The 22314-nt window shown below is 36.9% G+C and carries 18 protein-coding genes; 8 read left to right on the top strand and 10 right to left on the bottom strand.

What is annotated here, in order from left to right; translation table 11 throughout:
• Window positions 1-52 precede the first annotated feature (52 nt).
• Together REB14_RS08300 and pheS are read left to right on the top strand one after the other, a co-directional pair.
• Window positions 53-712 (top strand): YceI family protein, encoded by a 660-nt coding sequence (locus tag REB14_RS08300; RefSeq protein ID WP_079240622.1) that lies wholly within the window; start codon window positions 53-55, stop codon window positions 710-712.
• A 126-nt stretch (window positions 713-838) separates the two neighbouring features.
• The gene (gene pheS / locus REB14_RS08295) at window positions 839-1849 is read left to right on the top strand and encodes a phenylalanine--tRNA ligase subunit alpha (RefSeq protein ID WP_129041812.1); all 1011 of its coding nucleotides are present in this window, start codon (window positions 839-841) and stop codon (window positions 1847-1849) included.
• Between the two features lie 300 nt (window positions 1850-2149).
• Here pheS and REB14_RS08290 read toward each other — a convergent pair whose 3' ends face one another.
• Window positions 2150-2920, bottom strand: a complete 771-nt coding sequence (locus tag REB14_RS08290; protein WP_309521940.1) for a DUF3108 domain-containing protein — start codon at window positions 2918-2920, stop codon at window positions 2150-2152.
• Between the two features lie 153 nt (window positions 2921-3073).
• On the opposite strand from REB14_RS08290, the gene REB14_RS08285 reads away from it, so the two are divergent.
• Both REB14_RS08285 and REB14_RS08280 read left to right on the top strand, forming a co-directional pair.
• On the top strand, window positions 3074-4129 hold the full coding sequence (locus tag REB14_RS08285) for an NAD(P)/FAD-dependent oxidoreductase (RefSeq protein WP_034697025.1): 1056 nt from the start codon (window positions 3074-3076) through the stop codon (window positions 4127-4129).
• Between the two features lie 12 nt (window positions 4130-4141).
• The gene (locus REB14_RS08280; protein WP_034697026.1) at window positions 4142-4471 is read left to right on the top strand and encodes a 2Fe-2S iron-sulfur cluster-binding family protein; all 330 of its coding nucleotides are present in this window, start codon (window positions 4142-4144) and stop codon (window positions 4469-4471) included.
• A 64-nt stretch (window positions 4472-4535) separates the two neighbouring features.
• On the opposite strand, the gene REB14_RS08275 is transcribed toward REB14_RS08280, so the two are convergent.
• The 5 genes from REB14_RS08275 to REB14_RS08255 form a co-directional block, all read right to left on the bottom strand.
• On the bottom strand, window positions 4536-4904 hold the full coding sequence (locus tag REB14_RS08275) for a hypothetical protein (protein WP_079240625.1): 369 nt from the start codon (window positions 4902-4904) through the stop codon (window positions 4536-4538).
• 17 nt (window positions 4905-4921) lie between these two features.
• Entirely contained in the window at window positions 4922-5503 is a 582-nt protein-coding gene (locus tag REB14_RS08270) for an LOG family protein (RefSeq protein WP_079240626.1), read from the bottom strand.
• 190 nt (window positions 5504-5693) lie between these two features.
• Complete coding sequence (locus REB14_RS08265) at window positions 5694-7136, bottom strand: aminoacyl-histidine dipeptidase (protein ID WP_309521939.1); 1443 nt, start codon at window positions 7134-7136, stop codon at window positions 5694-5696.
• 82 nt (window positions 7137-7218) lie between these two features.
• Window positions 7219-7710: a hypothetical protein gene (locus REB14_RS08260; RefSeq protein WP_309521938.1), complete on the bottom strand. Its 492-nt coding sequence runs from the start codon at window positions 7708-7710 to the stop codon at window positions 7219-7221.
• A 23-nt stretch (window positions 7711-7733) separates the two neighbouring features.
• Complete coding sequence (locus REB14_RS08255) at window positions 7734-8339, bottom strand: LURP-one-related family protein (RefSeq protein WP_034697031.1); 606 nt, start codon at window positions 8337-8339, stop codon at window positions 7734-7736.
• A 542-nt stretch (window positions 8340-8881) separates the two neighbouring features.
• Here REB14_RS08255 and recR point away from each other — a divergent pair.
• Together recR and REB14_RS08245 are read left to right on the top strand one after the other, a co-directional pair.
• A complete protein-coding gene (gene recR / locus REB14_RS08250; protein WP_076596214.1) occupies window positions 8882-9493 on the top strand; it encodes a recombination mediator RecR in 612 nt (203 codons plus the stop codon).
• Window positions 9489-10328: a glycosyltransferase family 2 protein gene (locus REB14_RS08245; RefSeq protein ID WP_309521963.1), complete on the top strand. Its 840-nt coding sequence runs from the start codon at window positions 9489-9491 to the stop codon at window positions 10326-10328. The genes recR and REB14_RS08245 overlap by 5 nt, the downstream gene beginning before the upstream one ends.
• Window positions 10329-10380: 52 nt before the next feature.
• Here the strand turns inward: REB14_RS08245 and secG are convergent, their stop codons facing one another.
• From secG to REB14_RS08230, 3 genes are all read right to left on the bottom strand, one after another.
• Window positions 10381-10731 carry a preprotein translocase subunit SecG gene (gene secG / locus REB14_RS08240; protein WP_079240630.1) on the bottom strand — a complete coding sequence of 117 codons (351 nt, stop codon included), beginning with the start codon at window positions 10729-10731 and terminating at the stop codon, window positions 10381-10383.
• Window positions 10732-10864: 133 nt separating this feature from the next.
• The gene (locus tag REB14_RS08235; RefSeq protein ID WP_079240631.1) at window positions 10865-12910 is read right to left on the bottom strand and encodes a M16 family metallopeptidase; all 2046 of its coding nucleotides are present in this window, start codon (window positions 12908-12910) and stop codon (window positions 10865-10867) included.
• Between the two features lie 52 nt (window positions 12911-12962).
• On the bottom strand, window positions 12963-14276 hold the full coding sequence (locus tag REB14_RS08230) for a M16 family metallopeptidase (RefSeq protein WP_079240632.1): 1314 nt from the start codon (window positions 14274-14276) through the stop codon (window positions 12963-12965).
• Window positions 14277-14699: 423 nt separating this feature from the next.
• On the opposite strand from REB14_RS08230, the gene REB14_RS08225 reads away from it, so the two are divergent.
• Window positions 14700-17030 carry an ATP-dependent helicase gene (locus REB14_RS08225; protein ID WP_309521937.1) on the top strand — a complete coding sequence of 777 codons (2331 nt, stop codon included), beginning with the start codon at window positions 14700-14702 and terminating at the stop codon, window positions 17028-17030.
• A 410-nt stretch (window positions 17031-17440) separates the two neighbouring features.
• Window positions 17441-20218: a TonB-dependent receptor plug domain-containing protein gene (locus REB14_RS08220; RefSeq protein ID WP_309521936.1), complete on the top strand. Its 2778-nt coding sequence runs from the start codon at window positions 17441-17443 to the stop codon at window positions 20216-20218.
• Between the two features lie 74 nt (window positions 20219-20292).
• Here REB14_RS08220 and REB14_RS08215 read toward each other — a convergent pair whose 3' ends face one another.
• Window positions 20293-22134 carry a carbon starvation CstA family protein gene (locus tag REB14_RS08215; RefSeq protein ID WP_185117013.1) on the bottom strand — a complete coding sequence of 614 codons (1842 nt, stop codon included), beginning with the start codon at window positions 22132-22134 and terminating at the stop codon, window positions 20293-20295.
• Between the last annotated feature and the right edge of the window lie 180 nt (window positions 22135-22314).

Raw genomic sequence — 22314 nt, 5'->3', positions numbered from 1 at the left:
AAAACATAATTTTTTTTATTATATTAGCGGAACTAATAAAAATAAATCAAAAATGAGAAAAAAGCTGTTTTCATTAGCTATTCCTGCATTATTTATCGCCGCTGTAATGGTTTCTTGTAAAAAAGACAAACCACTTACCAGTGAAAGTAATGAGGTGACGACTACTAAAGAAGGTAGTCAGTTCACTTTGGATACGCTAAACAGTAAGGTTGAATGGAAGGGATATAAAGTATTTAAATCTGAGAATACAAGTCATTTTGGAACAATCAGGTTTGAAAGTGGAGATGTGACGGTGAAAGACGGAAAACTGGAAAGCGGAAAATTCGTTGCTGATATGAACTCTTTAACTTCTGTGGATCTGAAAAACAGCCCGGAAGATTTAGGAAAATTAAATGGCCACCTGAAGAGCGGAGATTTCTTTGAAGTTGAAAAATTCCCAACAGCTTCTTATGAGATTACAAAGGTTACTCCGGCTACAGAAGGTGATTACAATACTCTTTTAGATGGTAATTTAACGATTAAAGGAATTACAAAACCTGTTCAGTTTAAAGCTAATGTTTCTGTGAAAGATGGAGAGGTAAGTGTAGCTACTGAACCGAAAGATATCAAGAGAGAAGAGTTTGGAGTGAAGTTCCAGGCTCCGGCTGAAAACGGCGTGATTAAAGACGAGGTAACTCTTCAGATCAGCGTTAAAGCTTTAGAAAAGAAATAATTTTTTTATTTAAGTGAAATAAGTGATTGAAGTCTGCCTCCCGAAAAAGAGGCAGATTTTTTTTTGACGGACTTATTATTCAACTTAAAATCGTATTTTTGCAAAACATTTTGAAAGGGTAAAACAATGATAGAAAAGATAGAAGAATTACTGGTCGAAGTAAATGGCTTCAATGCTACCTCTAAGGAAGATATCGAAAACTTCCGAATCAAGTACAATGGTAAAAAAGGGGTTCTTAATGATTTTTTTGAAAAATTTAAAGAAGTTCCTAACGACCAAAAGAAAGAATTCGGACAAAAGATCAATACTTTAAAACAGGCAGTTGCTGTAAAACTGGAGGATTTGAAAAATGCTTCAGCATCTTCTGTTGTAGTTGAAAAAGAAGACCTTACTAGACCTGCTTTTCCATTGGAATTGGGGTCAAGACATCCGATCAATCTGGTAAAAAACAGAATTATTGAAATCTTCAAATCGATTGGCTTTGCTGTGGCAGATGGTCCAGAGATTGAAGATGACTGGCATAACTTTACTGCGCTTAACCTTCCGGAATACCATCCGGCAAGAGATATGCAGGATACATTCTTCATTGAACAGAATCCTGATATTCTTTTAAGAACGCATACTTCTTCCGTACAGACCCGTTATATGGAAGAAAATCAGCCGCCAATCAGAATTTTATCTCCTGGAAGAGTGTTCAGAAATGAAGCGATCTCTTCACGTTCTCACTGTATTTTCCATCAGATTGAAGGATTATATATTGATGAGAATGTAAGCTTTGCAGATTTAAAGCAAACGATTCAGTTCTTTACCACTGAGCTTTTCGGAAAATCTAAAATCAGAATGAGACCTTCTTTCTTCCCGTTCACAGAGCCAAGTGCTGAAATTGATGTGTATTGGGGATTAAACTCTGAAACAGACTACAGAATCACGAAAGGAACAGGATGGCTGGAGATTATGGGATGTGGAATGGTAGACCCTGCCGTACTGAAAAATGTGAATATCGATTCTGAGAAATATTCAGGATATGCATTCGGAATGGGTATCGAAAGAATTACCATGCTTCTTTACCAGATGAGTGACATCAGAATGTTCTTCGAAAATGATATCAGAACACTGGAACAGTTCAAAACACTATAAAAAATCAAACCTCCGGAGCTCCGGAGGTTTTTTGTTTTTAATTACTGACCTAAGAAACAAAACGTAATTAAAAACTGATCTTATTGAAAATTTACACGTGTCTGTTTCTTATGCCCATACTTCGGTTCGAATCCGCTAGAGACCTCAAATGAAGTATTGACATGCTGCAGCTCTCTGTCTGCCTCTATTATAAAGACAATCAATGTTAACCTTCTATTACATTAAACATAAAAAAAACCTGTCTCAAAAATCAAATTATTTGACTTTTGAGACAGGCTTTATCTTTAAAACTGATGATTGTTATTTGCTAAACTTTAAAGGATATTTTACATTCTTGTAATCATCGATACTTGCTTTCAGTGATCCTACTGCAAGCTCTGCTTTCAATAACATAGGAACGTGGTTAGCATCATTGGAAACCCACATGGTTACGCCTTCTTTTTCTTTGAATACTCTTCCGCTCTTTACCGATGGAATAATCTTTAAACAGTTGATGGTACCAAATTTTGTCTTTAAATTTTCTGTTCCTGTTACTTTCAGCTGAAAAGGAAACATTTCATCATCAATCCATACATTCATATTAATGATAGTTCCCACTTTCAATTCATCCGGGCTTTTACTTCTTAAATAATAAAAGCAGGAAAGCATGTCCTGAACACCTTTTACTGATTTTAAAACCTTTGAACCATTGGCCGTAGTCTTTTTATCAGTTAATATTAAAGTATTATTATCGTGATTAAAAACGGTTTCAAAATGCTGGCGGTAGCTTCCTTCACGTACATTTCTGACATAAAAGCTTGGTAATCCCGTCTGTGTATTGATAAAGCTTTCATATAAATCTTCTACTTTGAAGAATGCTTTTACAGCACCTGTGGTTTGTCCTGTTCCTTTTACATAAAGATGAGGAACCCCTTTATAAGTGGTTTGCTTTGTAGTAAGGTTAGCAGTTCCTGCATTAAGGAAGCCGTAATGGATTCTTAGAGTAATAGATTCGCCGTCCGCGATATTATCAATCTGGGCTGTGCCAAAAAAGAATATTAATAATGCAAAAAGGATTGAAATTTTCTTCATAACAAGACATTTACAAAAACATTGCCAAATTTAAAATCTTAATTGATAGATATTTGACAAATCTCAGGTTTTTATTTAGAATCAATTAAATATGCTTCGCATTAAAATTAGTAAATTTGCAGCTACATGTATAATTAAATTATCTTAAAGATTATGATAACCACTGATATATTGATCATAGGTGCGGGACCTACAGGACTTTTTGCAGTTTTTGAAGCTGGTTTATTAAAAATGAAGTGTCATATTATTGATGCGCTTCCACAGCCGGGAGGGCAATTGGCAGAACTTTATCCTAAAAAACCGATCTTCGATATCCCAGGTTATCCTTCTGTGAATGCTGGAGAATTGGTGGATAATTTGATGGAGCAGATCAAACAGTTTCAGCCTGGATTTACTTTAGGAGAGACCGCTGTTTCTTATACAAAAGTAGACGATGAGTGGTTTGAAGTGATCACAAATAAAGGAACGGTTCACAGATGTAAAGCGATTGCCATTGCAGGTGGATTAGGAACTTTTGAACCTAGAAAACCTACTTTTGATAATCTTGCTGATTATGAAGAAAAAGGGCTTGAATATTTCGTGAAAGAGCCTGAGCATTTCAGAAACAAAAAAGTAGTAATTGCCGGAGGTGGAGATTCTGCTTTGGACTGGAGTGTTTTCCTTTCAAACGTTGCAAGTGAAGTGACTTTGATCCACAGAAGAAATGAGTTCAGAGGAGCTTTGGATTCTGTAGAGAAAGTTCAGGATCTGAAAAACCAGGGAAAAATAAAGTTAATTACACCTGCAGAAGTTACCGGTATTAAAGGTGACGGAAAAGTAGAAGCGATCACTGTAGAAGTAGAAGGGCAGGAAGCTTACGATATTGAAACAGATTATTTCATTCCTTTATTCGGATTGACTCCAAAATTAGGTGAGATCGGAAACTGGGGATTGAATATCGAGAAAAATGCAATTGTTGTGAACAATGCTCTTGATTATCAAACAAACATTGATGGAATCTACGCAATTGGTGATATCAATACATATCCTGGAAAACTGAAGTTGATCCTTTGTGGTTTCCACGAAGCTACTTTAATGTGTCAGAGTGTTTATAACAGACTCAATCCTGGTAAAAAATTCGTATTAAAATATACAACGGTAAGCGGTGTAGACGGATTTGACGGAAGCCGTAAAGAAGCAGAGAAGGCAGTTGTGAAAAAAATTGACTAATTTTGCAGAATTATGTCAGACGTTAATATTAAAATCACCGACAGAGAAGGTGTAACCCACGATGTCGTAGCTCCTACGGATATGTCCATGAACTTAATGGAAATTATCCGTTCCTATGAATTGGCAGAAGAAGGTACTATTGGTGTATGCGGAGGAATGGCGATGTGTGCTTCATGCCAGGTATATGTAATTAATGATCCCGGTTTGGAACCGATGGGAGATGAAGAAGATGCCATGCTGGCTGAAGCTTTCCATGTGAAAGACAACAGCAGATTAGGATGCCAGTTACATATTGCCGATGCCATGGAAGGGCTCGAAGTGGAAATTGCTCCTTATCCTTAGAAAATATTTTTTAATCTTAATAAGAAACCCGTCCGAATTTTTCGGACGGGTTTTGTTTTTATATTTATTTCGGAGAACATATATACTCGTGTCTGATTAGAGTGTCTTCTTTGATAATTTCAAAATGACTTTCCCCTTCATTCTTTATAAAGTAATCTCCAGGGTCTATTTCATTTTTATAGGAAACCCACCATTGGCCATCTTCAGAACATTCGCAAGGTTGAATGCTTTCAGGAATTGTTCCTTTTAGCTTAAGAGATCTTATACCTTCAATACTTTCGACCCTAATTTTACATTTTTGCTTCCTGACTCTTTCCATCGCAGTCTTACAATCTTCCTTAGAATAAAAAGAAAGTGCAGGAACAATAATGAATATAGTTACAAATACTGTAGCAACGCCAAGCATTTCTTTATTAACGTTGTAGTTATTCATATGAAAATTTATAACCGTTATATTTCCTCTTTAGAAATCCACTTCCCAACCGTAGGAGCCTGATAATTTCTCATCTTTTCCAGCAGATCATGAATAGTATTGCTGATCAAAAGCATATCTCTGTTCACTTGCTTTAAGAATCCTTTATCTACCATGGTTTGAACCAGCTTGATCAGATCATCATAAAATCCGTCAATATTCAAAATTCCGATCGGTTTTTTGTGAAGCCCAAGTTGTGCCCATGTAATCATCTCGAAAAACTCTTCCAGCGTTCCGTAGCCACCGGGAAGAACGATAACCCCATCACAAAGTTCATTCATTTTGGTTTTTCTTTCGTGCATCGTTTCCACGATGATAAGTTCTGTCAGATTTTTATGAGCTATTTCTTTGGATTGTAAAAAGTGGGGAAGGACTCCAATGACATTACCTCCTTCTGCCAATGCTCCATCAGCGATGGTTCCCATCAATCCGACATCTGCACCGCCATATATAAGCTGTATACCTTGTTGAGCTAAAGTTTGTCCCAATAAAAATGCCTGTTCTTTGTAAATGTCATGCGAACCAAAGCTTGAGCCGCAGAATACAGTGATACTTTTCATTGTTTAAGTTTTTTTATGGTTTAGATGCTTCGACAAGCTCAGCATGACATCTCTAATACTAACTGTTTTTTTTAGAGTTGAATTTTTAACAGCACCATGCTGAGCCTGTCGAAGCATTTTTATTTCAATTAAAACTAAAAATATCCAAAATCATAAGACTTTGGATATTCAATATACTCATTTTACTATTCTATTTCTGAGGAATATTTGCTAAAATATCTTTTAGGAAACTCCAGAATTTCTGAGTTGAAGGGATATTTGCTTTTTCATCAGGAGAGTGAGCTCCTCTGATCGTGGGTCCAAAGCTTACCATTTCCATTTCAGGATAGTTAGCTCCGATGATTCCACATTCAAGACCTGCGTGGCAAGCCACAACATGAGGTTTCTCTTTGAACTTCTCAGTATAAAGCTTCTCCATCAACTGTACAATCTCAGAACCTGGTTTTGGCTTCCATCCAGGGTAAGAACCACTGAATTCAATATTCATTCCAGCTAATTCTGCAACAGATTTCAATTGCTCTGCTACTGAATATTTAGAAGAATCTACAGAAGATCTTGTAAGGTTTAAAATCTTAAGTTCTCCACCTTTCAATTCTACTCTGGCTACGTTGTTGGAAGCTTCTACAAGATCAGCTACATCCGGGCTCATTCTGTATACTCCGTTATGAAGAGCTTTTAAAGTAAGAATCACTTTTTTAGAATCTCCTTCTGAAATAGCTTTGTCAGAAGAGGTAGAGTTCTCAATATTGATTTGAAGTCCCGGTTCTACCGTAGCAAATTCTTCTAAGATATCTTTTTTAAGGGCAGTTATATTCTCAATAAATTCCTGAGCATTTCTCACAGAAATTAGAGCAACACCTTCTCTTGGAATGGCATTTCTCAACCCTCCGCTGTCGATAGAAACCAATTCAATATTCTGATTTTCTAAACCGCTGTAAAGAAGTCTTCCCAAAATAATATTGGCGTTTCCGAAACCTTTATGAATATCCATTCCGGAGTGTCCACCCTGAAGTCCTTTTACTTCAATTCTTACAATTTGTCCTTTTGAAGCTTCTGTAGCATAAGTTTGAGTGATCGTCACATCTACACCTCCTGCACAGCCGATATCGATTTCATCGTCCTCTTCAGTATCAAGGTTTAATAGAATCTGTCCTGTCAGCTGTCCTGGTTTTAATCCTAAAGCACCGGTCATTCCTGTCTCCTCATCAATCGTGAAAAGAGCTTCCAATGCAGGGTGTGGAATATCTGAACTTTCAAGAATAGACATGATGGTAGCTACTCCTAAACCATTATCAGCTCCTAAAGTAGTTCCTTTTGCCTTCACCCAGTCACCATCAATTTCCATTTTAATTCCTTCCGTTTCAAAATCGAAATTAACGTCATTGTTTTTCTGGCAAACCATATCAAGGTGCGATTGAAGCACAATCGATTTACGGTTTTCCATTCCTGCAGTGGCAGGTTTCTTAATAATAACGTTTCCTACTTCATCTACCGTAGTTTCCAGGTCTAAATTTTCACCAAATCCTTTGATAAAAGCGATTACTTTCTCTTCTTTTTTTGAAGGTCTTGGAACAGCATTTAATTTGGAGAAATTTTTCCAGATAATCTGCGGTTCTATATTAGATAATTCCATTGAATTTTATTTTTCTCAAATTTACGAAATAAAAAATGCTTCTGTTGAGTTACAGAAGCATTTTTGTATGATTTTACTTTTATTAACAACCACACTCTCCATAGATCGGAGTGGTAAATGTAGTTCCGTCTGGTTTCTCTATAGTCAGAGTTCCTTCAAACAGTAAAGCTTCTTCGCCTTTTATTTTTTTACCTTTTACAGAAATTTTATAATCGTCATTTTCTATTTCCTTGGTAAGCAATTCATCTACTTCCATATCACTTGATGAAATAAGATTCATGGCCAGTCTTTTGCCATCCAGCATCATATAAGCTGTTTTTCCGGCATCATCAGCGTAGATGTATCTTTCATTTTCAAAATCAGTTTTGCTTGCAGCAAAATAGCAGGAACATTCTTTGATTTCTTTTGGAAACGGAATGGTTCCCACCAGAATATTTCCTGAAGACGGACCAATAGAGGCAGTATCTTTTGTAACATGCAAAGAATCGGCAGGAGCAGAACCTGAAACTGTTTCTTTTTCCTTTTTACAGGCTACCAATAGAAATGTGGAAAATAAAATGATTAAATATTTCATGTGTTTGTGGTTTTATTATTTGTTTATCCTCTTGCTCTTTCAAGAAGTGTCATCATTAATAAAGAAAGGATTACCAAGCTTTCTTCCTCATCATCAATGTCAATCAGTCTATCCAGCTGGAATCTTCTTCCAAAGAATGAAGGCATTTTTTTCAGTTTAAAATAAGCCTTTCCGTCAATACCTGTTACAGTATACGATGGATTAAGGAAATACCCTGTAAACATTCCTATGATGGGAAGTTCTCCTACAAAGCTGTCCCAGAATCTTACCCATGCACTGTCTTCCTGAATTTTAAACTTAGGCTGATCGTGTGCATCCAGAATATCATAGCTTGCTTTCCAGATAGAACGCATTCCCTTTCTCGCCAGTCTACCGAAGTTTTTATTATCGATAAGATCATTCAAAGAATAAGAAGCATTAAAATCAATCCATTGATTCGCTCTGATTCTGAAAAGTTCTTTAGACTTGCTTTCATCATTAAAAACGATAACATCTTCTTTCAACTTGAACATTTTCTGACGAACATATGCTACATAATTTCCGTTTTTGTCAGTAATGTTGAAGTCTCCTGCTAAAGTAGTGATTTTGAATTTGAAATCCAGAGGATAATTAAGGTTGTTAAGTACCATGTCAGTTTATTTTTTTCATATTTAATTTAAGCCGCAAATATAGAGGTTTTTTCCAGAGTTCTCAGCGATGGGAGAAATTTAAAATATCATAATGGGACATTGTATTGCGCATGCTTTGATTAAAAATAAACGCTATGTCCGCAAGGTTGATATGTACTTTTATCTATTTCGATCGCAAAGGCACTTCGTTCAGCCAGGATATCCGCTTTGTCTATTGGTGAGTGAAATGCTTTTGCGAGCCTTTTTTAGCCATTAGATATCTTAGCGGAATTCGCCGTTAGAGTCTATTTAACGCAGCGTTTGCAAGGTTTGTTTACCGGATTTGTATGTTTTGTTCACAAAGGCACTTCGTTCAGTCAGGATATCTGCTTCGTATATTGCTGAGTGGAACGCCCTTGCGATCGTTTTTTAAGAACTATAAAAATTCCTTAGCGAACACTGCGCTAAAATTTATTCATGTTGTATGAAAATTCATAAGCAAAGCGAATTGACGATTCATAATTCACTATCAATTATCAACTTTAATCCTTATTTTTGTATCTATGGATTACCCTAGTAAAGTATTGGCAAAAGCAGTAGATGAGATTTCGGGATTGCCTGGGATTGGAAGAAAAACGGCTTTGAGGTTAGCACTCCATTTGTTGAAGCAGCCCAATTCCAGAGCTGTAAGTCTTGGAAACTCCCTGATTAACCTTGTCAATGAAATAAAATACTGTAAAGAATGTCACAATTTTTCAGATTTTGACATTTGCGAAATATGCAGCAATGAAAAGAGAAATGGTGAACTGATCTGTATCGTTGAAGATGTACGTGATGTAATTGCTATTGAAAATACAGGGAAGTACACAGGGAAATATCTGATTCTGGGAGGGAAAATCTCTCCGATGGAAGGAGTAGGGCCAGGACAGTTAAATATCCCAAGCATCGAAAAGAAACTGAATGACGGAAAGGTAAAGGAATTTATTTTTGCGTTGAGCGCCACCATGGAAGGAGATACCACCGCGTATTATATTTATAAGAAATTTAAAAATTTCAATGTGAATTTTTCAAGCATTGCAAGAGGAATTTCAGTAGGGGACGAATTGGAATATGCGGATGAAATTTCTTTAGGAAGATCTATTATCAACAGGTTGCCGTACAACGAAAAGGATTAATATGAAGCTGTCTGTTATTATTGTTAATTATAATGTTACCCAATTGCTCAGAAGCTGTCTCCTGTCTCTTCAGAAATACGTACAGGAGATAGAATATGAAGTTATTGTCATTGATAATGCTTCTACGGATAGTTCCTGGGGAGATCTTATTCCGGAATTTCCCAATGTACATTTTATATCATCTGCAACAAATGGTGGTTTTGCAAAAGCGAATAACCATGGTGTTCAAACTGCCAAAGGAGAATATATATTGCTTTTAAATCCCGATACGGAGTTGGAAGGGTTCTATATGAAAGAATTGCTGGATTTTGCAGATGCTCAGCCTTCATTCGGATGTCTGGGAGTGAGAATGCATGATGCAGAAGGGAATTTCCTTCCTGAAAGCAAACGTTCGGTTCCGGATATGTTCAATTCGTTTGAAAAGCTGTTTACCAATTTTAAAAAAAACAATTCGAAATCTTATTACAGAAATGATATAGATGAAAATGCAATTGCAGAGGTGGATGTGATCACCGGAGCATTTTTATTGGCCAAAAAAGAGGTCTATGAAAAAATAGGAGGATTGGATGAAGCTTATTTTATGTATGGAGAAGATATTGATCTCTGCTATACATTTTTAAGAAATGGATATCATAATTTCTATTATGGAAAAGTTTCTATCCTTCACCATAAAGGAGAAAGTACCATCAAAGATGAAGTCTATCTCAACAGATTTTATGGAGCCATGCAGATCTTTATTGATAAATATTATAAAGGATCTAAGCCTATGCAATACTCATTTTTAAAGGCAGGATTAAAACTTCGGCATCAGATTGAAAAGATCAAATTAAAATAAAAAAGCAACTCAATTTGAGTTGCTTTTGTTTTTATGTAAGATGATATTCTTCTTATTTTGCCGGAGCTACAGGAGTCTGTGCCGGAGTTGTTGTAGAAGAAGCAGGAGCTGACTGTTTAGCAGGAGCTTCTTTCTTAGCAGGTTGTTGTGCAGGAAGTGCCTGAGATGGTTTACCTGTGATAACAACGCTTAAAAGGATAAGAACGATGATAGTTCCGCCTAGAGTCCATGTTGCTTTTTCCATGAAATCATTGGTTCTCTGTACTCCAAACTGTGCAGATGATGCACCTCCGAATGTACTGGAAAGGCCTCCTCCTTTTGGGTTTTGTGCCATAACGATAATTACCAATAAAACACTGGCAACCATAACAAGAACCATTAGTAGTGTAAATATAGTATCCATTAATTCTTATATCTTTTTGAATGGGCAAATTTAATCTTTTTTTACTGAATGACAAAAAAAGATGTCGCCAAATGTTGATAAAAATAAAAACGGCAACAATTGTTGCCGTTTTTTCTATAAAAATAGGATGTTCTTATTTAAAATCAGCATCTGTAGCCTTATTGATCTCATAAGACTTTACTGTCATCGTCATGTCCATTCCCATTTGACTTACAGAGATGGTGTAAGGCATTTTCACTCCGTTTACATCTTTGTAATTAGAGAATGTTGTTGGGATAGTCATTTCCTGACCTTTAGCTTTTACTTTTTTAGTTTCTCCGGTTTTTAATCCCGTTGCAACACTGTAGTAATAGGTTGTATCTCCACCTTTAATAGCATAAGAATCTTCACCTCCGATTTTCTCAATTCCGCCTAATGTATAATCAGCAGATTTTGCAAAACCTAATTCTTCGAAAAGCTCAGGATTCTTTTGTTTTTCAGCAATTTCTTCCGGAGTGATATCAACTCTTTGTCCCATTTGCATAGAATAACCGGTTTTTCCATCGAAAACCTGCTTCTGAACAACCTGTCCCATTGCTGTTACAGTGGTAAGTTCCTTTCCACCTTGTGCTTTAACGATTTTAAAATCGATGTTCTGTCCTTGCATAGACATTGAAGCGTTGGTAGTATAAGAAGTGATCTTTGCCAGATTAGCTTTTCCTCCGATAGCATTGATGTATTTATCAACTACAGAAGCTACCGTTACGCTAGCATCCACTTTTTGTACAGTTGGTTTTGCAACAGGGTTAGCTTCTTTATCGAAATATTTTACAGGGTAACCTAATTTTTCCAATCCTTCAGAAATGTCAGATGCTTTACCAGCAATGAAAATTCTGCTTTGGTTTGGTAAAATAGTAGCTTTTACAGCATTGGAAACATCTGCTGCAGTTACTTTATCGATAGATTTTAAGTAATTGGTATAGAAATCAGCAGGCAGATCCTGAACTTTTTGGTTCAAAGCAAATCTTGCGATAGTAGCTGGCTGTTCCAAAGACATAATGAAAGATCCTTTCAGCTTAGCTTTAGCATTGGCTAATTCTTCCGGTTTTACTGTAGAAATAGCGTTAAGTTCATTCATGAATTCTTTAACAGCTTTGTCTGTAACTTCGTTTCTTACGCTTGCACTTGCAGAGAATTGTGGAGAATATTTGCTGGCAACCATACTTGAGTAAGCACCATAGGTAAATCCGTTTTTCTCACGAAGGTTCATGAAAAGTCTTGCTTCACCACCACCACCAAGGATATAGTTTGCGATTGTTGCAGGGAAGTAGTTGGCATCTTTCATTTTCAGGGTGTTCAGGTTGTTTAATGAAACAACAGACTGTACAGCTGAAGGAACATCTACTACATTGATTTCTGTTTTAGCAACATTCGAAGCAGGTTCTAACTGTGCAATAGGTGTGTTCGCTTTTTTCCAGCCATTGAAAGCTTTTTCAATCAAAGGTTTAACCTGGTCAAACTTTACGTCTCCAACAATTACTAAATAAGCATTATCCGGAGCGTAGTATTTTTTATAAATGTTTTGTACGTCAGCTAACTGAATTTTGTTGATAGATTCAACAGTTTCAAATTCTCCTCTTGAAGTATTTTTTCCATACATCAAAGCGTTAGAAACTCTTTCTGCAATAGAAGAAGCATTTTTTTCTTCGGATTTTAATCCTTCGATTGCTCTTTCTTTAGAGTTTTGAATTTCTTCAGCAGAGAATTTAGGATTAATCATAGCATCAGCCATTAAACCTAAAACTTCAGGGAAATATTTTGAAAGTGAATTGGCAGATGCACCACCTGAAGAGAAATTAAGGTTTGCTCCAAGGTAGTCTACTTTTTTATTGAAATCATCTTTGCTGATGTTGGTCGTTCCGTTTTCGAACTGTTCAGCCATAATCTCGCTTACTCCGGTTACTGCTCCTTCGTTGTATGGAGGTCTGTCCATAGAAAGACTTGCGCTTACTCTTGGTAATTTGTTGTTTTCAACAACCATTACTGTTAGGCCGTTGCTTAGCTGGAAAGTTTTTGGCTTCGCAATGTTAATCGCAGGAGTAGGTCCCGGTTTCGGCATTGCATTAAGATCTATTTTTTGTGCTGAAACCATTCCTGTAAAGAAAAACGCTGCAGCTATATATGTTAATTGCTTTTTCATTTGTAAAAATTTAATTTTTAATAATCATGTTATCACCTAAAAAGTTGAATGATTACTTTTTCTCAGGTACGTAATTGATGATTATTCTTTGGTTGGAATTAAGATACTTTTTAGCTGCATTTTGAAGATCCTGTCTGGTGATAGATCTGTAAATGTCGATTTCTTTGTTGATCAAATTCGTGTCACCCATCAATACGTGGTTGGTTGCCAATGAAGCCGCAATTCCCTGAATGCTTGAATTAGCATTTACAAACTGGTTTTCGTATTGGTTTTGAAGTTTTTGATAATCTTCTTCAGAAATCAGAGTAGTTTGTACTTTTTTGATTTCAGCATCAATGTCAGTCTGTAAAGTCTGTTTTGTAGTCTGTCCCATTGGAATCGCGAAGAAGGCAAAAATACTGTAGTCTTCAAGCCCTTGGTTGAAAGCAGCTACCTGAAGTGCTTTTTTATCCTGGTCAACTAATTTTTTATATAAAACTGAAGATTTGCCGTTGCTCAGATAAGAAGAAAGCATATCCAACACATAAGCATCTTTTTCTTTGTTAGCCGGAGTTCTGTACGCGAATACATACGCCGGAAGTTGAATGTTCGGATCCGTAGCAGTAACTTCTTTTTCCTGTGTGATAGGAGCATCTTTCGGGAAATCTTTTGGATAAAGTGTTCCTTTTGGAATTCCACCATAATAGGTTTCGATCCATTTCTTGGTTTGCTCAGGTTTAATGTCTCCTGCAACCACTAAAGTAGCGTTATTCGGAACGTAATACTTTTTGTAGAATGCCTGGAATTCCTCCAGTTTCGCTGAGTTCAAATCTTCCATAGAACCAATTGTTGGCCAGTTGTATGGGTGATTGGTAAATAAGTTTTTCTGAATAGTAGTGAAAAGATTTCCGTAAGGCTGGTTATCCATTCTTAATCTTTTCTCTTCTTTTACAACCTCTCTCTGTGTATCTACACCAATCTGGTTGATAACAGCGTGACGCATTCTTTCCGCTTCCATCCAAAGTCCAAGCTGTTCGTTATTGGAAGGGAACGTTTCGTAATAATAAGTTCTGTCATTGGTAGTGTTGGCGTTGTTTTGCCCTCCGTTTGAAGAAACGATTTTAAACCAGTCTCCTCTCTTGATGTTAGGAGTTCCTTCGAATAAAAGGTGTTCAAAGAAGTGAGCAAAACCTGTTCTGCCTTTTACTTCATCTTTTGCACCTACGTGGTACATTACACCTGTTGTTACAACCGGTGCTGAGTTATCCTGATGAAGAATTACGTGAAGACCATTGGGAAGGTCATACTCTTCGAATTTGATTTGCTGTGCGTTCAGCATTAGCCCGAAGAAAGCTACGGCAGCAGCAGAAAGAAGTCGCTTTTTCATAAAATTTAGAAATTGTTTATCAATTAGTATGAAAAGTGAATTAAATGTTACAAAATGTATATAAATATATGTTTGAAGAAGGGAAATGTCAGAAAATAATAACTCATTTTTTTTAATGAGCTTGTATTTTAACGCAAGGTTCGCTAAGAAATTATATAATTTTTTAAGAACGATCGCAAAGGCGTTTTACTCAGCAATAGTTGAAAGCCGATATCCTGGCTGAACGAAGTGCCTTTGCGAACAAAAGATATATTATAAAATTAATCATTAGCCTTGCGAACATTCGCATTTAATTTATAATTATAGTTAATATATATGTGCTTAAGACTCAAAGCCGAATACTTCAAATCGCTAAGTTCTATATGAAAGTTTGAATTCTGCTCTGAATACATTAATTTTGTGTTCCCAAAATTTTTTTGCTGTATGGACTATTTGAAAGGACTCAACGAATCACAATATGAAGCCGTTACCTCTTTACAAGGACCCTTGATGGTGCTTGCCGGAGCAGGTTCCGGGAAAACGCGTGTATTGACCATGCGTATTGCCCATTTAATTCACAATGGAATAGATCCTTTCAATATCCTGGCGCTTACCTTTACCAATAAAGCGGCACGTGAAATGAAAGACCGTATCGCGAAAGTAGTAGGAGACAGCAATGCAAGAAGTCTTTGGATGGGTACATTTCACTCGGTTTTTGCAAGAATTCTGAGAATTGAAGCTCATTATCTTGGATATCCTTCCAATTTTACCATTTATGATCAGCAGGATGCCCTGAATGTGATTAAAAAAGTTCTGAAGGATATGAATATTGATGCAGATCTTTATAAACCTAAAAAAGTTCAGGCAAGAATTTCAACCTATAAGAATAACCTGATTACGGTAAAAGCTTATTTCAACAATCCTGAACTGATGGAAGCGGATGAAAAAGCAAATATGAAATTCATCGGACAGATTTACCAGAAATATGTGGATCAGTGCTTCAGAAACGGATCTATGGATTTTGATGACCTGTTGTTGAAAACCAATGAACTATTAACCCGTTTCCCGGAAGTACTGGCAAAATATCAGGACAGATTCCGATACATCATGGTAGATGAGTACCAGGATACCAACCACTCTCAGTATCTTATTGTGAAAGCTTTGGCTTCAAAATTTGAGAATATCTGTGTGGTAGGAGATGATGCACAGTCTATTTATTCTTTCCGTGGAGCCAATATCTACAACATCCTAAACTTTAAAAAAGATTATACAGATGCCAAAACAGTATCGCTGGAGCAGAATTACCGTTCCACACAGAATATTGTAAATGCGGCAAATGTTGTTATCGCTAAAAATCTGCAGCAGTTTAAGAAAAATGTATTCAGTGATAATGAAGAAGGAGATAAGATTAAAATATACCGATCTCTTTCCGATGCTGATGAGGCCAATTTCGTTGCAGGAAATATCTGGGAACTTCGTAACCGTGACCAGAGAAAGTACAGCGATTTTGCTATTTTATACAGAACCAACTCTCAGACGCGTGCTTTTGAAGATGCGCTGAGACGTAAAAATATTCCGTACAAAGTATATGGAGGTCTTTCTTTCTATCAAAGAAAAGAAGTAAAAGACCTTATTGGATACCTTCGTCTTCTGATCAATGAAAATGATTCTGAGGCGTTGATGAGGATTATCAATTATCCTGCAAGAGGAATTGGAGAAACGACGCAGAATAAACTGATTGTTTTTGCTGATGCCCACAATATTGCGGTTTCAAAAGTATTGGAGAATCTTCCGATGTATGCTCCTCAGTTAGGTTTGAACAATGGTGTTTTAAACAAACTGAACGACTTTTGGTCTATGATCAAAGCTTTTCAGGTATTGCTGAAAACAGAAACGGCTTACAGTGTGGCTATGGAAGTAGCAAAACGAAGCGGCTTAATCAAGTTTTTAAAAGATGATCAGACTCCGGAAGGGATTTCCAGAGTAGAAAACGTACAGGAATTAATGAACTCTATGCAGGGATTCATTGAAGAGCAGATGCAGCTTGAAGATGGAGATCCAAGTCTTTCCAACTTCCTTGAAAATATTGCACTTTCTGCAGATACTCAGGATAAAGAACTGGAAGAAGATATGGTTTCTTTGATGACAATTCACCTTTCAAAAGGACTGGAGTTCCCGGTGGTTCACCTGGTAGGACTTGAAGAAAATCTTTTCCCCAGCTTTATGAGTTCGGCAACCAGAGAAGATCTGGAAGAAGAGAGAAGATTATTCTATGTGGCATTGACAAGAGCAGAAAAGCAAGCCTTTTTCTCTTATGCTGTTTCCCGTTTTCAATGGGGGAAAATTACGGATGCAGAACCTTCAAGATTCTTAAGTGAAATTGATGATGAATATATTGAATTCCTTAATCCGGCATTGGAAAAAAGGTTTATCAATAATTCAGGGGTGAAATCCAATATCTTTGATGAGCATCCTTCAGAAATGAAATCTTTCAAAAAGGTTGAAAAGAAAACCATTGACAGAGGAGATACTTCGAAACCAGTTCCTGAAGTCAGAAAACTGAAGCCCGTGAGCACAGCTAAAATTATCAATCCTAGCGGAGCTTCTTCTCAGGATATTGAAGTAGGAGATAAAGTGAGACACGACCGTTTTGGAATAGGAGAAGTTACTTTCCTGGACGGAACAGATCCTCAGAATATCAAAGCAAAAGTAGTTTTCATGCATGAAGGAGAGAAAAATCTGATCCTGAAATATGCTAAACTGACTAAGATTTAATTTCAGAACAAAACAATATAAAACGAACGGATTCAATTTTTGGATCCGTTTTTTATTTAAACGCGAAGTTCGCAATGTTGCTATCACACTATGTATATTTTTTCGTTCGCGAAGGCGTTGCACTTAGCAAAGTAACCTGCATTGCTGAACGGAGTGCCCTTGCGATCGTCAGAATAATAAATAATATATTTCTTAGCGTGCATGGCATTTTTAATATTTACTTTGGATTTAACTTTCTATAAAACAATGTTTTTATGAATGTTTCCTTAATTTATCATAACTTTAAATGAGGGATAGAAAGAAACGATAATAGTTTTTTACAAAAACAAAGTCTATCTGTTTTGTAGACTAATAAATAAATTTTACATTTGCACCTTGTAAAAACATAAATGTTAATCAAATTCTAAACTATGAATAATAAGAAAACTATTCTTTCGGCCTCAGTTTTATTTTTCCTCGGTGTGTTTACTTACGGACAGGAAAAAGACAGTATAAAAGCACATAAAGACACCATAAAAACCAATAATGTAGAAGAAGTTGTAGTACTGGGTTCAAGAGCCGGTGCCAGATCTAAAGTAGACAGCCCTGTTCCTGTAGATGTATTCAATGTAAAAGAATCTTCAATTATCCTTCCACAGACGAATATCGGGCAAATTCTAAATGCGGTTGCTCCTTCATTTACTTCTACCATTCAAACGAATTCAGATGGAACAGACCATTTGGATCCTGCGCAGCTGAGAGGTTTGGGACCGGATCAGGTTTTGGTTTTGGTGAATGGTAAAAGAAGACATACTTCAGCATTGGTGAACGTTAACGGAACACCCGGAAGAGGTACGGTAGGAACTGATTTGAATGCTATTCCATCTTTCGCTTTAAACAGAATTGAAGTATTAAGAGACGGAGCTGCCGCACAATATGGATCTGATGCCATTGCCGGAGTAATCAATCTTGATCTGAAAAGAGATACGGGAAAATTGGCAGGACAAATAAGTTATGGTGGAAATCTTACTCCAACTGCTAATGACCATACCGGAGATTTTGACGGTCAGAATATTCAGCTGGATTTAAACTATGGGAATAAAATCGGAACCAAAGGAGGTTTCTTTAATATCACCTGGTCTTCACAATTCAGAAACCCAACGTACAGAGCAGGAACAGAAAGCGGAACTCTTTATAATGCTTACAATGCTATTGAGCAAAGAGCACTGAATGATGGTGTAAACCTTTCATCTTTGTTTACCAATATCAATAATACTCCAAATTCGCAGCAAATTATCAACTATATTCATCAATATGCCCAGGGAGTAAATTATTTTAACAGCAGCCAGCTGGCAGCCATTCAGGGAGCTTCTACCATTCAGGATATTAAAGATTCTCAGGGAAATGTACTCCAAAAGGGTCTTCAATCCTTATTAAACTTCGATGTTACAGATCAGGAATTGGCTTACCGAGGGCAGACCAGAAAAGACTTTAATATGCAGGTAGGTCAATCTAAACTGAATAACCATCAGCTTTTTGTGAACGCAGAGATTCCTGTAAGTGATAACTGGAAAGTATATACTTTTGGTGGATACAGTTTAAGACACGGAACTTCCGGCGGATTTTACAGAAGACCAAGAGAAAGCAGAACTTTTACAGGATTATATCCTAATGGTTACCTTCCACAGATCGGGACCGATATTCAGGATATCTCATTAGCTGCAGGAATCAAAGGAAAATGGGAAGGCTGGAATATTGATTTCAGTAATACCTACGGGCAGAATTCATTCACCTATAACATTCAGAATACAGGAAATACTTCTTTACGTTTTGCTTCACCAAGAGAATTTAATGCCGGTGGACTGCGATTTTCTCAGAATACCATCAATTTAGATTTCTCTAAAAAATATGACGTATGGGAAGGAATCAACGTAGCGTTTGGAGCTGAGCACCGTTATGAGAATTTTAAAATTACTCAGGGGGAGCAAGCTTCTTATGCAACCTATGATGTTTCAGGAAACGTATGGAACGGAAATTCTGTGAGACCTACAGATTTCTTTGGTGCATCGCTTCCGGGAGGATCGCAGGTATTTAACGGGTTTAAGCCTGAAAATGCGGTGGATAAAAACAGACAGTCAGTAGCAGCGTATGCAGATATTGAATTCAACTTTACCAACTGGTTATTGGTGGATGCTGCAGCCAGATATGAAAACTATTCGGATTTCGGGTCTACATTCAATTATAAACTGGCTTCAAGAATCAAGGTAGCGCCTAATTTCAATGTGAGATTTGCAGGTTCTACCGGATTCAGAGCACCATCTATCCACCAGATTTATTATAATGTAACGTCTACATTGTTTACGAATAATCAACTTCTGGAAGTAGGAACCTTTAGTAATGATTCTCAACTTGCAGGATTGCTGGATATGCCAAAACTGAAGCAGGAAACATCAAAATCAGCAAGCGTAGGATTTACGTACAGAATTCCTTCGGCTAGTCTTACCTTTACAGCAGACGGATATTTCACGAGAATTGATAACCGTATTATTCTTACCGATCAGTTTCTGAAAGCAAACGTTCCTCAAAAAGCGCAGGAAGCTTACGACCAGCTTGGAATTAATGCTGCGCAGTTCTTTACGAATGCTATTGATACAGAAACAAAAGGGTTAGATGTAGTGATTTCACACAATGCCAGATTCTCAGGATTTAAGTTGGATAACAACTTTGCGATTAACCTTAATAAAACAAAACAGGTTGGTGATATCCATTCTGCAGGGCTTCTGCAGTCGCCACAATTGGAGAAGGTATATTTCTCTGAAAAATCAAGAGTGTATCTGGAAGAAGCCGTACCGAGAGTGAAAGCCAGTCTTTCTCATACGCTTTCCTGGAAGGGGGCAAGTTTATATTTGAGAAATACCTATTTCGGGAAAGTAACAGGCGCTGATATTATTGATGTGAACGGAGACGGAATTATTGATTTTAATGAACACCAACAGATCGGAGATAAGATCATTACGGACTTATCTGCAGCTTATCAGTTTACTAAAAATGTAGGATTGACGTTAGGAGTAAACAATTTGTTTGATATCTATCCAACGAAAAACCTTACTGCTTCTACCAATAATGACCAATTTATCTATTCTCGTTCCACTTCACAGTTTGGACAGAATGGAAGATATGTTTTTGCAAGACTTAATTTCAATTTTTAAATAAAACAAAAGATAATGCTTATAAAAAAACAGTTCAGAAATCCTGAACTGTTTTTCTTTATTATTTAGGAACCTTATCTTTCTACCAGTTCTTTCACGGGTTCACCATAATGATCAATTTCAGTGGTGTTGATTTTAAGGAGCTGATACCACTTGATGAAAGCTCCTATAAATACAATAAGCATAAGAATCATTGCTGTTGCTGCTAAAACTGCAAGTAAATACTGTCCTTTTGGAATATAAATAGCTGTTACCTGAATATAGCCCGCCCAGAATGTAATTCCAGCCATGAAAACGCCGGGAATAGCCGAACATAAAGCATATTTTCCTCTGTTCATTCTGATCAGCATCGTTGTACAGACGATAAGTCCACAAGCTGCCAAGAGCTGATTACTGATTCCGAATAATGGCCAGATACTGTTTACATTTCCGGTATACACCAGATATCCCCATGCAAAAGTGAAAAGAAGACTGCTGATAATAATCCCCGGAATCCAGTTTTTATCATTAAATTTTGGAACAACAGATCCAAGCATTTCCTGTAAAAAGAATCTACCCACTCTTGTTCCTGCATCAATGGCAGTAAGAATAAATACTGCTTCAAACATAATCGCAAAATTATACCAATAAGCCGTCAGCTGATCCATATACGGGATTTTATTAAAGATATGAGCCATTCCTACAGCCAGAGATACTGCACCTCCGGTTCTTCCGTAAAGATCAATACCTATTTTTTGTGAATAATAATCTATATCTACTCCGTGCAGGGAAGGATGTGCTGCCAGAAATGAATCATAGGCTTCTTTGGGAGTGTTGATGGCAAAATAATCACCTGGCATCAGCGTACATGCTGCAATAAGTGCCATCAATGCCACAAAACCTTCTACAAGCATTGCTCCGTAACCTACAAAAAGAATTTCTCTTTCTTTATTCAACATTTTTGGAGTGGTTCCCGTCGCAATCACAGCATGAAATCCGGAAATCGCTCCACAAGCAATCACAATGAAAATAAAAGGAAGGACCGGACCGCCAATAATAGGGCCGCCTCCATTCACAAAAGCTGTAATCGCAGGCATCTGTATCGTAGGATGAATAACAATTACCCCGATAGCCAGCATAATAATAGTTCCGATCTTTAAATAGGTTGAAAGATAATCTCTAGGAACTAAAAGAAGCCAAACCGGTAATACAGACGCAATAAAACCATAGAGAGGAATCGCTATAGAAATCGTTTTAATATCCCAGGAAAATAAACCATTCATCGTAGGATTCTGCATCAAAGTATGTCCCCCGATAATCCCAGCAATCAGAAGAATCCCCCCGAGAATACTTGCAAAAAGTACACTGTTCTTTTTATATCGCATAATCAGTCCCATAATGATGGCAATGGGCATAGTAATCACAACGGTAAAAAGAGACCATGAAGCTTCGTGCATGGCGTTGATACAGGCCAATGATAAACCTGCCAATGTAAGAATCAGAATGAAAAGGATAGCAAAACCTGCCACCGTACCCGTAGCCTTTCCAATTTCTTTGGAAGCAATCGTTGCAAGACTTTGCCCTTTATGTCTCACAGAAGCAAAAAGAACAATCATATCATGTACTCCGCCTCCCAGTACGCATCCTATCAATATCCATAAAGCACCGGGAAGATATCCGAACTGTGCAGCAAGAACAGGCCCTACCAAAGGTCCGGCAGCAGCAATAGCAGCAAAGTGATGTCCGAAAAGTACATTTTTATTGGTCGCAACATAATCTTTACCATCTGCAAATTCCACGGCAGGGGTGGTATTCTGGTCATTGAGTCGGAGGACTTTATTGGCAATAAAAATACCATAGAAACGGTAAGCTATCGCAAAAATAAGAACAGATACAAATATGAGAGTAAGCGCATTGATATTGTTTAAAGATTCCATATTGCTTATTTTTGTTGATGAATAATTAATTTATTGGCGTTTTTGTTGTTAATAATTTAAACAATAGCCAAGGTAATTAATTCTCAATGAAAAAATATCAATATGTATATCAATCTAGCAAATTTGTTGTTGTAATATGTTTTATTATATTGATTTATAGTTGTTTGTGTTATAGTTGAA

This window comes from Chryseobacterium metallicongregator (genome assembly GCF_031324065.1).
Lineage (GTDB): Bacteria > Bacteroidota > Bacteroidia > Flavobacteriales > Weeksellaceae > Chryseobacterium > Chryseobacterium metallicongregator.
This window is presented reverse-complemented; position numbering and strand designations above follow the sequence as displayed.

Bases quoted from the DNA above. Each gene is read 5' to 3' on its own strand.
- REB14_RS08300 (WP_079240622.1), top strand. From the start codon at position 53: ATGAGAAAAAAGCTGTTTTCATTAGCTATTCCTGCATTATTTATCGCC.
- pheS (WP_129041812.1), top strand. From the start codon at position 839: ATGATAGAAAAGATAGAAGAATTACTGGTCGAAGTAAATGGCTTCAAT.
- REB14_RS08290 (WP_309521940.1), bottom strand. From the start codon at position 2,920: ATGAAGAAAATTTCAATCCTTTTTGCATTATTAATATTCTTTTTTGGC.
- REB14_RS08285 (WP_034697025.1), top strand. From the start codon at position 3,074: ATGATAACCACTGATATATTGATCATAGGTGCGGGACCTACAGGACTT.
- REB14_RS08280 (WP_034697026.1), top strand. From the start codon at position 4,142: ATGTCAGACGTTAATATTAAAATCACCGACAGAGAAGGTGTAACCCAC.
- REB14_RS08275 (WP_079240625.1), bottom strand. From the start codon at position 4,904: ATGAATAACTACAACGTTAATAAAGAAATGCTTGGCGTTGCTACAGTA.
- REB14_RS08270 (WP_079240626.1), bottom strand. From the start codon at position 5,503: ATGAAAAGTATCACTGTATTCTGCGGCTCAAGCTTTGGTTCGCATGAC.
- REB14_RS08265 (WP_309521939.1), bottom strand. From the start codon at position 7,136: ATGGAATTATCTAATATAGAACCGCAGATTATCTGGAAAAATTTCTCC.
- REB14_RS08260 (WP_309521938.1), bottom strand. From the start codon at position 7,710: ATGAAATATTTAATCATTTTATTTTCCACATTTCTATTGGTAGCCTGT.
- REB14_RS08255 (WP_034697031.1), bottom strand. From the start codon at position 8,339: ATGGTACTTAACAACCTTAATTATCCTCTGGATTTCAAATTCAAAATC.
- recR (WP_076596214.1), top strand. From the start codon at position 8,882: ATGGATTACCCTAGTAAAGTATTGGCAAAAGCAGTAGATGAGATTTCG.
- secG (WP_079240630.1), bottom strand. From the start codon at position 10,731: ATGGATACTATATTTACACTACTAATGGTTCTTGTTATGGTTGCCAGT.
- REB14_RS08235 (WP_079240631.1), bottom strand. From the start codon at position 12,910: ATGAAAAAGCAATTAACATATATAGCTGCAGCGTTTTTCTTTACAGGA.
- REB14_RS08230 (WP_079240632.1), bottom strand. From the start codon at position 14,276: ATGAAAAAGCGACTTCTTTCTGCTGCTGCCGTAGCTTTCTTCGGGCTA.
- REB14_RS08225 (WP_309521937.1), top strand. From the start codon at position 14,700: ATGGACTATTTGAAAGGACTCAACGAATCACAATATGAAGCCGTTACC.
- REB14_RS08220 (WP_309521936.1), top strand. From the start codon at position 17,441: ATGAATAATAAGAAAACTATTCTTTCGGCCTCAGTTTTATTTTTCCTC.
- REB14_RS08215 (WP_185117013.1), bottom strand. From the start codon at position 22,134: ATGGAATCTTTAAACAATATCAATGCGCTTACTCTCATATTTGTATCT.